Consider the following 14,894-nt stretch of genomic DNA (forward strand, 5'->3'; position numbering starts at 1 on the left):
CCTAACAAAGCCCCGTCTATTTCAGTTTTTTTGAAAGACGGGCGTGATTTCACCGAAAGCGCCAAACCTATTTGGACTCCGGTGCCATGTACAGGCAGTTGTCTTTCTGCAGTCGAAAGACGAGCCGCATAAATTTACGGGCAGTTAATGCGAGGGCGCGTTTATGCTGGTACTTGTTGACCTCTTTGTATTTGAGGTGGTAGAAGCGGCTGTACTCTGCGTCGCATCTCACAAGAGACAGGGCAGCTTCACACAGGTAATACTTCAGGTAACGGTTTCCGGATTTGATCATGCGCGTGTTCTGCGCTTCAAAATCTCCGTACTGACGCTGTGATCATTTAAGACCAGCGTATTTGGCTAATGCAGCCTGACTGGGGAAGCGGTTGATATCCCCGATCTCTGCAATAATGCCCGCAGAATAGACCGGACCGATACCCTTGATGGAAGTCAGGGTGTTTGGGATCAGGGTCATTTGCTCTGCAATCGCCTTATCAAAGGCCTTGATCTGTGATTCCAGAGCTTTCATAGAGCTTATGGATAGAGAAAGCACTTGGTTGATGGAGTCATTTACCGTCTTAGGAAGGCGGTAGGAACTCCGGGTAGCTTTGATGATGTTTGATAAACATGCAAATTTAAAATATAAATTTGGTAATCGGCACTTTTGGGCAGAAGGATATTATGTGAGTACAGTAGGATTGAATGAAGCAACGATTGCAAAATATATCAGAGAACAGGGAAAAGCAGATATTGCACAGGATAAATTAAGTGTAAGGGAATATGAAGACCTTTTTAAGGGTCAAAGCTAGTGATAAGAGGACTCCTTCAGGAGTAGCAAAAGAGGCAAAAGCATTAGTGGCTTGAACATAGTGAAAACCAGCGCCTTGAGACGCTGGCTGCCAATAGAGCCTTATAGGCTCAGTCCAAACCACCCGTTTTACGGGTGGTTATGATTCCTCCGAAAACTTAAAATCTAACCTTTATCTAACCTTTCGTATGCTATAATCGTACTTGTTGTAAAGTTGCACATACAAAAAAACAACAGAAAGGAACGAAATATATGAAGAATAGTAAGATTAAAGTTCTGTTTTTGGCAGGAGTTATGACCCTTAGCATGGCATTAATTGCCTGCAGTACCAATAATCAGACTGCTTTACCAAAAGTGTCGGAAAACCCGGCTACATTAAAAGAGATTGCAGACTATCTGGTAAACGCGGCAGATGATTATAACAAAAAAAGTAACAGAAAGACTCTGCTGGCAGATCTGGGCGAAGAGAAAGACAAGGCTACACGACTGCAGGCCTTAGTAATGGTTGGCAGGGCATTTGGAGATCTTCCCGCGCCCCAGGGAAATAATGAGAGACTGGCGCCGAAATCTATCGATTTAAGCACGGTTCCCAAGTGGGCAGCAGAAGAACTTCAAAAACTGGCGGACGGAGGAATCCTTGCGCCATCAGACCTTGGCCAGGAAGGAGAAGACGATTCCAATCTGAAACAGGAGGACAGTGGCACGATACCGGCACCTGATGCAGAGAAAGGCAGTGACACTAAGAAAGAGGCACCTGCCCCGGCTGGTGATTCTGAAGGCGAGGATACAGAGATAGAAGACGGAGATTTTGGACTCGCAGGACCGGACGATGCGACAGGTCAGACTGAATCTTCGAAAAAGGATGATGCAAAGAAGAATCAGGGCAGTGTGTTGGAAAAGGAAGTTTCTTTAAAAGAAGTCGAGACCTACTGTAAACGGATCTATGCCCTTTTTGGAACAAACCTTAAGGATGATTTTTACCAGAATATCAATAAACAGGAATTGGATAACGCTAAGTTACCGGAGGGCGAAGCTGTTTCCGGCGGCTCCCAGACCGTAGAAGCCGAAACAAATGAAAAGGTGCGAAAGCTGATAAAAAAGGTCGTAGAGAGTGGCGATGACTACGCTTATGGCAGTAATGAACAAAAAATACGTGATTTTTATAGAAGTATTATAGCTGAGAGGAAAGAAGGACTCACTCCCCTTAAATCGTGGTTTGACAAAATCGAACAGGCCGATGATCTGGCGGAGCTTCGGGATGTACAGATCAAGCTTATTCAAAAGATGGGGCTGAACAGCAATGGTTTACTTCCATTTTCCTTATCAAAGGATCTGACGGACAGCAACAAAACTGTTTTGAATCTTACTAGTGGCTTCATGGCGATGACCTTGGAGGACTATGAAAATAAAGAGAGCGCGGCTCATCAGGAATACCGCGGCACTATCGTTGCAAACCTGATAAAATGCGGGGAGACACAGGAACAGGCATCAGAAAATGCCGATGCGATCATTGCACAAGAAGCAAAAGAACTGAAAAATGGCATGACTTCAAAAGAAGCTGCTGATCTAAATAACTATAACAATACATTTACCATGAGTGAGTTGAGTGATCTGTTTCCGAAATTAGGCGTAGTGGAATTTTTTACCTCACTGGGCTTTGAAAATACCATGACTATTCAGTGCTATGATTCCAAAGCCATTAAAATCAGAGCGCAGCACACAAATCAGAGCGAGCTGGCACGTTTAAAGGCGCAGATGAAGCTAAACCTGCTTACCAACAATGAGGAATTCCTTACAGGGAAAGTCTCCAAGGAGGATGCGCTGGATGAGGTTTCCACTTATCTGACAAATGAGGTGGGACAGCTTTATGTGGCAGAATATTTTAAACCTGAAGCGAAAGCAGATATAGAGAAAATGACAGCGCAGTTGATTGAAACTTATAAAAATCGGATTTCAGCATTGGATTGGATGAGTGAGGAAAGCAAAAAGGAAGCGATTAACAAACTAGATACATTGAAGGTTTATATCGGTTATCCCGATGAGTGGCCGGACAGTAAACTTAAGATCAGCGCACCGGAAAATGGTGGCAGCTATTTTGAAAATATGTCGGCCATCGGAAGGGAAGGTCTGCGACAGAATATAGTGGAACAAAAAGAGGGGCAGGACTCCTTTGGATTAACCGTTTATATGGTCAATGCGGCGGCAAACCGTCAGGCCAACAGTCTTGTCTTCCCAGCAGGAATTCTGCAGACGCCATTCTATGATCCGGAGGCTTCTTTTGAAGAGAATCTTGGAGGCATCGGAGTGATCATCGCCCATGAGATCTCACATTCATTTGACGATCAGGGGGCGCAGTACGACTCCACAGGAGCTGTACGGGATTGGTGGAAAGCGGAGGATTACACCCATTTTAAAGAGCTGTGTCAGAATGCGGTTCAATTCTATGACGGAGAGGAGCCGGCGTCCGGAATTACAACAGACGGTCAAGCAACTTTGTCTGAGAATATTGCGGATATCGGAGGAATGGCGAGTGCACTGGAGCTGCTAGGAACGATGAAGAACCCGGACTATGATAAGTTTTTCCGCAACTATGCGAAAAGCTGGCTCTTACTTTCCGACCGTTCTTATGTGGCAGGCATGGCAGCAAGCGATGAACATGCACCGAAAAAACTGCGTGTGAATAAGGTATTGCAGAATTTTGAGGAGTTTTATAAAACTTACAAAATCGGTGAAGGTGATGGTATGTATGTAGCTCCTAAGAACAGAGTCAAGATATGGTGACAGAGATATAAATAGGATAAAAAAAATGAAGGCGGGGCATCTCAACTGGGAGATACTCCGCTTTTATGTTATTTGATAAAGAAAAATCAAAAAAGTCCAGCAACTTGGATGGAGAACTCATATGCTGGGCGCTAAAGGACCGTTATTAGAAAAGTAGAAAGCTATGATGGAGATATAACTCTATTCTAAGATTTATAATTTCTTACTTACCAAGATATTTTTGGAAAAAAACCGTTGCCTGTTCCCCTATGAACAGACTACTATTTTGAAAATGTGGTTGACCGATTACCAATGGGAGAACGTCCAAAACCGCAAAAAAGCCTTAAATTGCCTTTGACTTAGTTACTGAAATACAGGCATTTTCCAGGGATTTTGGCTTCGACTATTTCATGCAGATTCAGTGGGTTTGGTGGACTTTTTACCTGAAATAATGAGGACTTAGGTTCTTATATTGCCATCAAAACTACCCGCTCAAGTCATGTGGAAACTATAGCTAAGGTAATCAAGCAATAGCAACATTTATATAGATTAATATATTAATAATATATTGTATTTGCCACCATAAAGCGATTTCGGTGACAAATTTAGTCTACAATATTATCAAAAATTTCTACAGTTTCATTTTATCAGTCATATGTGAATAAGTCTGGTCAATATACAAGCTAAATTGACTACAATGATATGTAGATGAAGTACACGTAGCATATGGATTCCACGATTTAAAGGATGCAGAGCTACAAAATAGTTATGGAGTTATGAGAGAAGCTCAATTATAATATATAATGCTTACATCAGACAAATATGTAAGCATTATATATTATAATCATTTCAGCAAGGAACATAAAATTGAAAAACTAAGGGTGATTTTATCATATAAACGCCAAAAGAAATAACTTTTAAATTATATTCAATTAAAGAATTAACCTTTTACAAAGTAAATTTTATTTCCTTATTTTTATTATATCATAAATTTATATAGACATTCAAAAATAGTATTTTTATGATATAATAAAAATATAGAAGTTTTGCAGTGTGCGATTTTTCTTGTAAAGTATGGTTTAACAGTTGAAATATAAGGCATTGAGAGAATATGATAAGTGTTATCAATTGCACTATTGACCGCTCACTGCAAATTTTAGAGAGTTGTATATGTATAAGTGTTGGAAATGCTAAGTTTATTTTGGGGTTTTATATTAACTATATGGAATGTAAATACAACTGCTCAAACTCGCTTAGGTCTAGTTTTATCAAGTTTTATATTAACTATATGGAATGTAAATGGTGTTATTTTATATTTAGTTGGAAATGATAATGAGAGTTTTATATTAACTATATGGAATGTAAATTTTAAATATAATCTTCTTGTTGCTTCTATATCTACTAGTTTTATATTAACTATATGGAGTGTAATTTTTATTATTAAAAGTAACGTATTTATTATCAGCTTTATATATTCTTTTACTATAATAATTTATTTAAAATAGATTTCATATAAGAGTTATAGAGAAGATACTGTATAAATTCTTACTTTTTAGAGAAATAAGTCTAAAAACAACAGAAAGTAAAAAATAAATATATTTTAATGAGTTTTTTAGCAACAGTTTATTTTAAATTGTAGATAAAACTAAAAAGGATTCTCTAGAAAACAAAATCTATCTAATTATACTTACTTACCAATAACATCACTTGATGTAAGCAAGATTCTACCACATTTTCTCCGTATTCTAGTATAAAATCATTTAATTGTGTATCTATAAAATCACAATAATCATATGAACTACCGATATAAGCAGTCAACATATGTGTACATCTATCCATTTTATCTCTAAACATATATTATTATCCCCCTAAAAAACTTCATAAAAACAAAAAGAATACATCTTTTTGGCAACTGGCTGACATAACTCATAAGATACTCTATAAGTCTTAGTCCCTATAGCTTTGCGTCACTAAATTTCTCTAGTTTTGCCGATTTAGTTTTATTCTACAATTACAATAATACAATAGAATTGGTTATTATTCAACATGCTTGTATGAAAATTGAATAAATTTATAGATATGAACGTTATTTTACTCCTAAAGAACCAAACTAAACATGTAGAATATGTAGTAAAAATTAATTGTAGTTTTTGTGATAAAAAGTTCCTATTACTATTTTAAATTGGATAAATTGAGGAAATGACATAAATTGAAAGAAAAAATATTAATAGAAAAATGCTTTAGGAAAACTTGATATTTCCGATAATATATATAATTTATATAAAATATTGAGTTTACTTAACTTATAAAGAACCTCTTACTAAGGAGATTTTACTTTTTAGAAATATTGAAGTTGTTAAAATTGTAAAAAAGTAATGGTGATATTTAACTGTTAATCTATACTTAAAAATTAGTTCATTTTGGGAGGGGAAAATTAATGAGAATTTCTAATCAACATGAAAGTCAGTACTTGTTTAGATGTGAAAGTGATGTAAAAAATAAAAAAGCTAGTGAAAATATTAGTAATAAAAATGTTACTACAGAAAAAGACAATTATTTATCTAATATCATGAGACAAAAACAAGAACTTAATAATAGAATTAAAGATTTAAAAGAGAGACAAGATATTTATACTAAAAAAATAAATGAGGCAATTAGGAATTTATCTAAGTCAGAAATAAGAGAAACAGTTAATAACTTCTCTAATGTAGAAATAGGAATTAAAAATAGCGACGTAGAAGATGAAAATTCGACTTACTTAAATATGGATGAGAAAAGAGAATCTTTAATCACTAAGGAACTTGATGAAGAAATTAAGGATAAAAAATTAAATGATAAAGAATTAGAACAAAAAAAATCTGATAAAGAGGATAACATGTTTGGAGATTTATCTTTATTAGGTAAAACTCGAGAAGAACTTGAAGGCATGCTTAAAAATTTTATAAATATGACACAAGAAGAAATAATTGAACTCAAGTCGAGAATAGAAAAGTTAGATGAGGAGGCTAAAGAATATAAACAAAATTCAAATACTAATATATTTTATAAAACAGATGAACAAAAAAAGAGTATAAATACATTAGTTTAAATAGTGTGTTTTAAGAGAATAAATTTATGATGTAATGAAAAATTAAAGATATAATGTTAATACATTCTTACTAAATTAATAATTCGTGAATCAGTCTTAATTTCAACTATATTATTTGGAAAAATTGCCCACCTATAAGTAATAGACGATAGGGAAAGGATTTTTTACAAACAAGTTCAAGATAAACTTACAGTAATCAAAAATTTTTTTAATAGTTTTGACTGAAGGAATGCATCTGAGATGGAAAGAGCCAATAAAGTTCAAAATTGGTAACTAGAGTAAAATATAATTAAATAAAATGAGTAGTTTTTGTATCATATTTTTAGAATAATGTTATGAAATAAAAACTTTATAGTATTATCTTTGTGGATTATATCACAAGAAAAGAGTATTTATCAAGTCATATGTGCAAATGGCGAACTCCTTGCAGAGGTTTCAGGAAAACTGCGCTTTGAAGCTACTTTACCATCTGACTTTCCGGTCGTTGGTGATTTCGTTATGTTGGACCGTTGCACTAATAAAAACGGTAATGTTATTATTCGTTATGTGCTTCACACAAAAAGCTTGTTTGTGCGTAAGGCTGTTGAAAAGACAAGCGAGGGGCAGGTGGTTGCAGCTAACATTACATCAATATGTTTTTTTATTATAGCATTTACTAATTAAAGTGAAACTTAGATAATTATAATTTTAAAATGGACAGTTTTAAATCTAGGGTAGTGTTATTACTACCCTTTTTGTATATCTTGTTATAAATGAACAAAATCAAAGTTCTATTTTTAATAATGGATACATATTATAATCATTGTTTAATATTAAATGTTAACTTTTACTTGAACATAAAAAAATTTTATGTTAAAATACGAATAATAATATTAGCAGAGGAGTGTCTTAATGTCGGAATTATTTATAATGGTAACCAACAATTAAATAGTTGGAGACGCATATGTATTCTGTATAATCAGAATTTTTAAATGTATTTTTGATACATTTAATTATTGTGTCTTACTCTGCCTTTATAGATAACTAACATATGACAACAAATAATATTTAAGATATGTGTTACTTTGTTAAATTGTGGTGTAGTAGGCTTTAATCTGCTACACTTTTATTAATTTTACATAGTATTCTTTTGATTATAATTATGTTGAAATAGAAAATATTAAATTTTCTAGTCCACAGGAGTTTTCTGTTTTTGTATGGGTAAATATAGCCATACAAAAAGGCAGATATATACCTGTGGATTTTTTTATAGAAATTATGAGATATGGAGGTAATGAAATGAGCATAATTGAACTTAATAAACTGACTAAATCTTATAGAAGATTTGAGAAAGAGCCAGGTCTTATGGGAAGTGTAAAGTCTTTATTTAAAAGACAATATACAGAAAAAATAGCTATATCATCATTTGATTTAAAAATAGAGCAAGGAGAATTTGTTGGATTAATAGGTCAGAATGGAGCTGGGAAAACGACCCTTGTCAAGATGTTAACTGGGATTATAGCCCCATCTTCTGGAAAGATTTCTGTTATGGGTTATTATCCTAATAAATTGGAAAACAACTTCAAAAAACAATATGCTGTTGTTATGGGGCAAAAAAGTCAGCTATTTTTTGAATTGACACCAGCAGATACATTTCTATTGTTTAAAGAATTATATGATATACCTGATGATGAATATAAGAAAAACTTAGATTATTTTATTGAACTATTTGATGTATCTGATTATCTAAATGTTCAGGTCAGAACACTTTCTTTAGGAGAAAGAATGAAAATGGAACTTATTGTAGCACTTCTTCATAATCCCAAAATTTTGTTTCTAGATGAGCCAACAATAGGTCTAGATGCTGTGGCACAAAAGCAAATCAGGTATTTTTTGAAAGAAGTAAATGAAACGAAAGGAACTACAATCATGCTTACATCTCATTATATGGAGGATATTAAGAGTCTTTGTAGTAGAAGTATTGTCATAGAAAATAGTCATAAAATATATGATGGGTCTACAGAAGAACTATTTAATCATTTTCAAAAATATAAGAAAATAACAGTTAGTCTTGATAGTGAAACTAAGATTTTATTTCCAGAAAATTGTAAGGTTATTGAACAAACAAATCATAAAACATCAGTAATTGTACCAAAAGAAAAGGGAAAGGAAACTGTTAAATGGTTTTTTGATAAGTATGATGTTAAGGATGTAATAATTGAAGAAGAAAATATAGGAAATATTGTTGAGAGAATATATAAAGAAGGAAGTGAAGAGTATTATGAACAACTATAATCAAGTGTATTCAAGACAATCATTATTTTATAAGTTTAAGCAAAACATAAGAAAGTATTATGAAATAGCTAAAATCAATTTCAAATTACAACTTATTTGGAGGTTTGATGTAGCAGTTAACATGATGTTTACTATTGTAAAAATTTTATTTGCTTATATCTTATGGAAAGCAATTTTTGGTGAAAATAACCTAATTTCGGGTTTTACATTTAATTCAATGCTATCTTATTATATAATAAGTTCATTTTTATCAGGTATTGATATGTCAAGAAGTACTAGTGAAGAGATATGTAATCGTGTAAAGATAGGTACATTTTCAAAATATATGATTATTCCAATTGATATTCAAAATTACTTTTTTTCTAAAAACTTTGGGATGACATTTTTTTATTTGGCATTTAACATGCTTTCTGCCTTTGTATGGATTTTTATATTTAGAATAGACTTTGCTTTTACGTCAAATCCAGTGCAGATATTAATTTCAATTTTGATGATTGTTTTAGGGCTTATTTTTATGATGCAGCTTCATTTTTTTATTGGAATATTATCATTTAAATTTATTGAGATTAGTTTCTTTAGAATGATAGTCGATAATATGACTGAATTTGTTACAGGAACAATGATACCACTTGTACTTTTGCCAGAAACTGTAGTGACGATTATGAAGTTATTTCCATTTTACTACACAACATATTTACCATCTATGCTACTTATAGGTAGAAATAGTAATGAGGCAATACAAGGATTAATTATTATAGCATTGTGGGTAATATCCTTTTTTATAATAAATAAAATCATCTATAAAAGGATGAGAGTACTATTTGATGGGGTGGGAATATGATGAAAAAAAATTTCAAAATAATATTTATGTTATTGAAAATGAAGTTATCAAAAATGATGGTATTTAGATTTGATTTCTTTGGAGGATTTTTTGTAGATAGTTCCTTATTTATATTACAGTTATTAATGTTTAATAGTATTTATTCTCATGTAGACTCAATAGGAGGTTGGCAACGTGGGGAGATGTTAATATTTATAGGAACTTTTTCATTAATAAATGCAATAAACATGACAATTTTCTGTTTTGGAATTTATGATATTCCACGAAAGATTCAAGAAGGGGAATTAGATTATTATATTACAAAACCAATAAATCCATTATTTAGATTGACATTTGAAAATATTAGTATTGGTTCATCTCCTTTAATTTTTGCAAGTATCCTTATAGTTATATATGGAATATCTGAACTAAATTCAGATATAACTTTTGTTATAATAATAGCATATATATGTATGGTTTTATTGATGACATTGCTTTTTTACGATATATGTATTATATTTCGAACAATTTCATTCTTTGTTATATCGTCAACTGCTATAATGAGATTAGAAGATAATTTAATACCAATGAACATGAAAATTCCTGGTGTAATATATGAAGGTGTCTTTAAACTATTATTCTACTTGATTTTGCCATATGGAATTATGTCAACAATCCCAACCCAAATCTTAGCTGGAACTCTAACAATAAAAGGATTAGTCTATTCAATTTGTATTGTATTCGTGTTTACGGTATTTATGTGGAAATTTTGGAAGTTAGGGATGAGACATTATAAAAGTGCAAGTAGTTAATAAATTTAGGTCTTTAAGGTGATGAAAATTAAAGGTATAGCAGATATATATATTGTAATCTCAGGCTTTATTGTCATGATTTAAGCACTAAAGATACCAAAGTATATAGTATTATGGAGATTAATAATTTCTGTTATTCGTATTACATAAATAATCATAGTGATTTTTAAATACAATACATTTTTCATGTTATATACATATGTAAATAAATTATATGAGTTTATGCTGTTCTGTTTCCACCTACTTTATAACATTGTTAATATAAATTTGCTTAGTATTATAATTTGTGTTGTAACAAGTATTTCGGCTATTGAAGAAATAATGATATGTATATTCTCTAAAGAATTGAAAGGTGATACTATGTAAGTATTTATAATTAAACATGTTTCATACGATACTAAACAATAAAAACAAGTAATTAAATTAAGGGAAGTTAAGAGTAATGAAAAGATAGAGGAGTTATTTTTAGATGTTGTAACAACATAGAATAGCAAGATTAATTAAAACTATATCCAAATAATTAGATATAATCTTTATGAAGAAAGGAGGTCTTTTAATGTCTAATAATTTGGATATTATTTTAGATAGAATTAAGGTACAGGAGAATGATTTGAATGAGTGATATATCTTATTCAGAAAATCAAAAGCAAGATAATGTTAATGTGCAAGATAATTTGCTTGCACAAAGATTTAATATGTTTTCTCTATTAAAATTTGCATTTCCTACTATTTTTATGATGATTTTTATGGGGTTATATACAATTGTTGATACTATATTCGTTTCAAGATTTGTTAATACAAATGCATTATCAGCAATTAATATTGTATGCCCTATTATTAATATTATCGTTGGGCTTGGAACTATGCTTGCTACTGGTGGAAGTGCTATAGTAGCCCGTAAGATGGGAAATGGTGATATTGATGAAGCAAAGAAAGCTTTTACTTTAATCGTATTATCTGGAGTTGTACTTGGAATGATTATTACAGGTATTGGGATTATATTTATGGACTATATTATTATATGGTTAGGAGCAAGCGAGATTTTGATTAAATATTGTCGCTCATATCTTTTTATTATTTTGGTTTTTGCTTTTGCCAATATATTACAAGTATTATTTCAAAGTCTATTTGTAACAGCTGGAAAACCTCAACTTGGATTATGGTTAGTGATAGGTGCAGGATGTACTAATATAATTTTAGATTATGTTTTTATTGTTTTATTACAAATGGGTATTGGTGGAGCAGCACTTGCAACTGGTATAGGATATTTAACTCCTACTATTGCAGGTATAGTTTTCTTTTCAAGAAATAAGGGAGTACTTAGATTTTGTATACCTAAACTAGATAAAAAAGTATTATTTGAGACTTGTTTTAATGGTTCATCTGAAATGGTAAGTCAATTATCAACAGCGGTTACTACTTTTTTATTTAATATTATAATGATGAAGTTGATTGGTGAGGATGGAGTTGCGGCTATTACAATAATTATTTATTCTCAATTTCTTTTAACCTCACTTTATATAGGTTTTTCAATGGGAGTTGCTCCAATAATAAGTTATAATTATGGAAGTAAAGATAATATTCAGTTAAAATATATTTTTAAAACTTGTATATTATTTATCTCAGTGGCCTCATTACTGGTATTTGTGTTTTCTATACTATGTTCACCAACTATTGTAGATATTTTTTCTCAAAAAGGAAGTGATGTCTATGAGATTACAAGTTCTGGATTTTATATATTTTCTTTTAGTTTTATTTTTTGTGGATTTAATATTTTTGCATCATCTATGTTTACAGCATTATCAAATGGAAAGATATCTGCAGTACTGTCTTTTTTGCGTACCTTTGGTTTTATAACTATAGGTTTGTTGATATTACCAAAAGTCTTAGATATAGATGGTATTTGGCTAGTAGTTCCAATTGCTGAGTTTTTAACTTTATTCTTAACAGTTGTTTTTATATATAAATATAAGAATAAGTATAACTACATATAAACATAACAATAAATATAATTAACATATATCATTTAGCCCATAAATAATGGTTTTCACTTTATTTATGGGTTTTTATTGTATTCTTTCTTTTATAATTCTGTTATCCACATATTGCATAATTAAATCAGTACCTAATTTATTGACCTAAATTTCTAAATGTCAATAACAAAGATACAATAGAGAAAGTGTGGATTAAATGACTGATTATACTGGATTTTAACATCTTTTAGGCGCCCATTTATGAGCGCCTATCAATGTATTTATGTTCTAGAAAAATATTTACTTTCTAAATACAACAAAGACTAAAATATCAAAACCATCAATAATTAGTACTATCTATAAATATATAATATATTCTATTTATATAAGAGTTTACATCAATTGTTTTTCTATATTAAATACTTTGTCAATCCAATCTTTGTAAAATTTTTCTTCATGAGAAACTAGGAGGATGCTTCCTTTAAATTGTTGTAAAGCATTTTGTAAAGCCGCTTTTGTTTCTGCATCAAAGTGGTTAGTCGGCTCATCTAAAATCAAGAAATTACAGGGAGATAACATCATACAACATAATTTAACCTTAGACTGTTCGCCACCACTTAGAGTGGATACACATCTTGAAACATGTTCTTCCTTTACACCACATCTTGCTAAGGAACGTCTAATCTCTTTTGTACTTAACTTTGGATATTTATCTGCTACTATTTGAAGTGGTGTTCTAGTAGGATTATCCCATTTTAAATCCTGTTCATAATAACCAACTTTCACTTGCTCTGAGAACTGAAAATTTCCAGAAATACAAGGGATATCTTTAACTAATGTCTTTAACAAAGTGGACTTACCGATACCATTAAATCCAGTTATAACCACCTTTTGACCTCCATCAACAGAAAAATTTAATTTTGGAAGTAAAGGATAATAGTAACCGACCTCAAGATTAGTTATTGTAAGTGCGTTTTGAGCAGATATTTCAATTTCTGAGAATTTGATAGACGGTTTTCCTGTAAAGCTAGGGGGAGCTATTCTTTCTATTTTATCCAGTTGTTTTTGTCTTCCTCTAGCAATTTTTGAATTTACTCCAGCTTTGTTTTTACGTATAAATGTCTCTTCTTTTTCTATTTTCTTTTGTTGTGCTTGAAATCTTCTAATATAATCCTCTCTTAAGTGTGATTTTTGTTTAAGGAAATCTGAGTATTTTCCATGATATTTTTTAATCATTCCAAACTCTATATCTAAAATACCTGTGGAGATTTTTTCTAGGAAATCAAAATCATGGGAAACTACAATAAATGCACCACTAAACGTATTTAAATAGCTTGCAAGCCATTCGACATGTTCTTTATCTAAAAAGTTTGTTGGCTCATCTAGTAATAAAACCTCATGATTAGAAAGTAGTAACTTTGCCAAGATTACTTTTGCTCTTTGTCCACCACTAAGTTCTCCAACAATACGATTCATTCCTATTGAATCTAATCCAAGACCATTTGCTATTTTGTTTACTTCATTATCTATAGAATAGAAGTTGTTTGCTATTAATTGTTCCTGATAATTTGATGCCTTAATAAGTTGCTGTTCATTTCCAGATATGGCACTTTCTTGATATAGCAAATTCATCTCCTTTTCTATTTTATAAAGTTCTTCAAAGGCAGTGTGTAAATAGAGGTATATTGTAGTATCTCTATTAATTTCTGCATACTGGTCTAAGTGACCTATTTTGATATTAGGTTGCCACTTGATTTCACCTTCATCTGGAATAACTTCTCCTAATAAAATTTTAATTAAGGTACTTTTACCTACACCATTTTGACCAACTATACCAATATGTTCACCTTTGAATAAATCAAAGTTAGCTTTTTCGTACAGTGATTTATCCATAAAACCTTGTGATAAATTAGTTACTTTTAATAAACTCATAATTCAAACTCCTTTTCTTTTATTAAAAAATTTATGGAAATAAAAAAGCAGAGGAAAGACATTCTAAAATGCCGACCTCTGCTTTTGGAAAAACAAAAGGTCATAGACAAGCATTGTTGTCTATGACCAGAAAATCTATATATCTATCGGCAAATAGGCAATTTTAAATAAGCATAGCCGAAAAACTATACTAACCAACCTATATTTGCCGATGAAGATAGAAAGCTCTAAGCCTCCAGATTAACCTCTACACAACGCTTCATCGTATACATTTGTGTAGAGTTAAGTTTTCTAACAAGTTTAACTAATTCTATATAAATCATAATTATTCACATCCTAATTTTAATAGTAATTCTAGTTTATTTATATTTAAACTGTACTTTGTACTTTTGGTATTATCCTATTTATTTAAATTATATTTTATCAATTA

The 14,894-nt window shown here is 31.3% G+C and carries 9 protein-coding genes, 2 pseudogenes and 1 riboswitch; of the genes and pseudogenes, 8 read left to right on the top strand and 3 right to left on the bottom strand.

The window, feature by feature from the left end; all coding sequences use genetic code 11:
- Positions 1-67: 67 nt before the first annotated feature.
- Positions 68-526, bottom strand: a pseudogene (locus IR152_RS05195) (transposase).
- 76 nt (positions 527-602) lie between these two features.
- Here IR152_RS05195 and IR152_RS05200 point away from each other — a divergent pair.
- From IR152_RS05200 to IR152_RS20385, 3 genes and pseudogenes are all read left to right on the top strand, one after another.
- A pseudogene (locus tag IR152_RS05200) lies at positions 603-806 on the top strand (transposase); the annotation flags it as partial.
- Positions 807-1,057: 251 nt separating this feature from the next.
- Entirely contained in the window at positions 1,058-3,586 is a 2,529-nt protein-coding gene (locus tag IR152_RS05205; protein WP_227450746.1) for a M13-type metalloendopeptidase, read from the top strand.
- Positions 3,587-4,752: 1,166 nt separating this feature from the next.
- Positions 4,753-5,070, top strand: coding sequence for a hypothetical protein (locus tag IR152_RS20385; RefSeq protein WP_413927470.1), 318 nt, complete (start codon positions 4,753-4,755; stop codon positions 5,068-5,070).
- A gap of 172 nt (positions 5,071-5,242) precedes the next feature.
- Here IR152_RS20385 and IR152_RS05210 read toward each other — a convergent pair whose 3' ends face one another.
- On the bottom strand, positions 5,243-5,419 hold the full coding sequence (locus tag IR152_RS05210) for a hypothetical protein (protein WP_227450747.1): 177 nt from the start codon (positions 5,417-5,419) through the stop codon (positions 5,243-5,245).
- A gap of 50 nt (positions 5,420-5,469) precedes the next feature.
- A riboswitch (cyclic di-GMP riboswitch) is annotated at positions 5,470-5,566 on the bottom strand.
- A 436-nt stretch (positions 5,567-6,002) separates the two neighbouring features.
- On the opposite strand from IR152_RS05210, the gene IR152_RS05215 reads away from it, so the two are divergent.
- The 5 genes from IR152_RS05215 to IR152_RS05235 all read left to right on the top strand — a co-directional run bounded on the left by IR152_RS05215 (position 6,003) and on the right by IR152_RS05235 (position 12,553).
- Positions 6,003-6,653 carry a hypothetical protein gene (locus tag IR152_RS05215; RefSeq protein ID WP_227450748.1) on the top strand — a complete coding sequence of 217 codons (651 nt, stop codon included), beginning with the start codon at positions 6,003-6,005 and terminating at the stop codon, positions 6,651-6,653.
- A 1,278-nt stretch (positions 6,654-7,931) separates the two neighbouring features.
- On the top strand, positions 7,932-8,927 hold the full coding sequence (locus IR152_RS05220; protein WP_227450749.1) for an ATP-binding cassette domain-containing protein: 996 nt from the start codon (positions 7,932-7,934) through the stop codon (positions 8,925-8,927).
- On the top strand, positions 8,914-9,768 hold the full coding sequence (locus tag IR152_RS05225) for an ABC transporter permease (RefSeq protein ID WP_227450750.1): 855 nt from the start codon (positions 8,914-8,916) through the stop codon (positions 9,766-9,768). Before IR152_RS05220 ends, IR152_RS05225 begins: the two co-directional genes overlap by 14 nt.
- Positions 9,765-10,559, top strand: coding sequence for an ABC transporter permease (locus tag IR152_RS05230; RefSeq protein WP_311315428.1), 795 nt, complete (start codon positions 9,765-9,767; stop codon positions 10,557-10,559). The genes IR152_RS05225 and IR152_RS05230 overlap by 4 nt, the downstream gene beginning before the upstream one ends.
- A gap of 614 nt (positions 10,560-11,173) precedes the next feature.
- Positions 11,174-12,553, top strand: a complete 1,380-nt coding sequence (locus tag IR152_RS05235) for an MATE family efflux transporter (RefSeq protein ID WP_227450752.1) — start codon at positions 11,174-11,176, stop codon at positions 12,551-12,553.
- Positions 12,554-12,925: 372 nt separating this feature from the next.
- Here the strand turns inward: IR152_RS05235 and IR152_RS05240 are convergent, their stop codons facing one another.
- On the bottom strand, positions 12,926-14,464 hold the full coding sequence (locus IR152_RS05240; protein WP_227450753.1) for an ABC-F family ATP-binding cassette domain-containing protein: 1,539 nt from the start codon (positions 14,462-14,464) through the stop codon (positions 12,926-12,928).
- Positions 14,465-14,894 lie beyond the last annotated feature (430 nt).

Origin of the sequence: Clostridioides sp. ES-S-0108-01 (assembly GCF_020662285.1) — a bacterium.
In the GTDB taxonomy this organism is placed as follows: domain Bacteria; phylum Bacillota; class Clostridia; order Peptostreptococcales; family Peptostreptococcaceae; genus Clostridioides.

Bases quoted from the DNA above. Each gene is read 5' to 3' on its own strand.
- IR152_RS05205 (WP_227450746.1), top strand. From the start codon at position 1,058: ATGAAGAATAGTAAGATTAAAGTTCTGTTTTTGGCAGGAGTTATGACC.
- IR152_RS20385 (WP_413927470.1), top strand. From the start codon at position 4,753: ATGCTAAGTTTATTTTGGGGTTTTATATTAACTATATGGAATGTAAAT.
- IR152_RS05210 (WP_227450747.1), bottom strand. From the start codon at position 5,419: ATGTTTAGAGATAAAATGGATAGATGTACACATATGTTGACTGCTTAT.
- IR152_RS05215 (WP_227450748.1), top strand. From the start codon at position 6,003: ATGAGAATTTCTAATCAACATGAAAGTCAGTACTTGTTTAGATGTGAA.
- IR152_RS05220 (WP_227450749.1), top strand. From the start codon at position 7,932: ATGAGCATAATTGAACTTAATAAACTGACTAAATCTTATAGAAGATTT.
- IR152_RS05225 (WP_227450750.1), top strand. From the start codon at position 8,914: ATGAACAACTATAATCAAGTGTATTCAAGACAATCATTATTTTATAAG.
- IR152_RS05230 (WP_311315428.1), top strand. From the start codon at position 9,765: ATGATGAAAAAAAATTTCAAAATAATATTTATGTTATTGAAAATGAAG.
- IR152_RS05235 (WP_227450752.1), top strand. From the start codon at position 11,174: ATGAGTGATATATCTTATTCAGAAAATCAAAAGCAAGATAATGTTAAT.
- IR152_RS05240 (WP_227450753.1), bottom strand. From the start codon at position 14,464: ATGAGTTTATTAAAAGTAACTAATTTATCACAAGGTTTTATGGATAAA.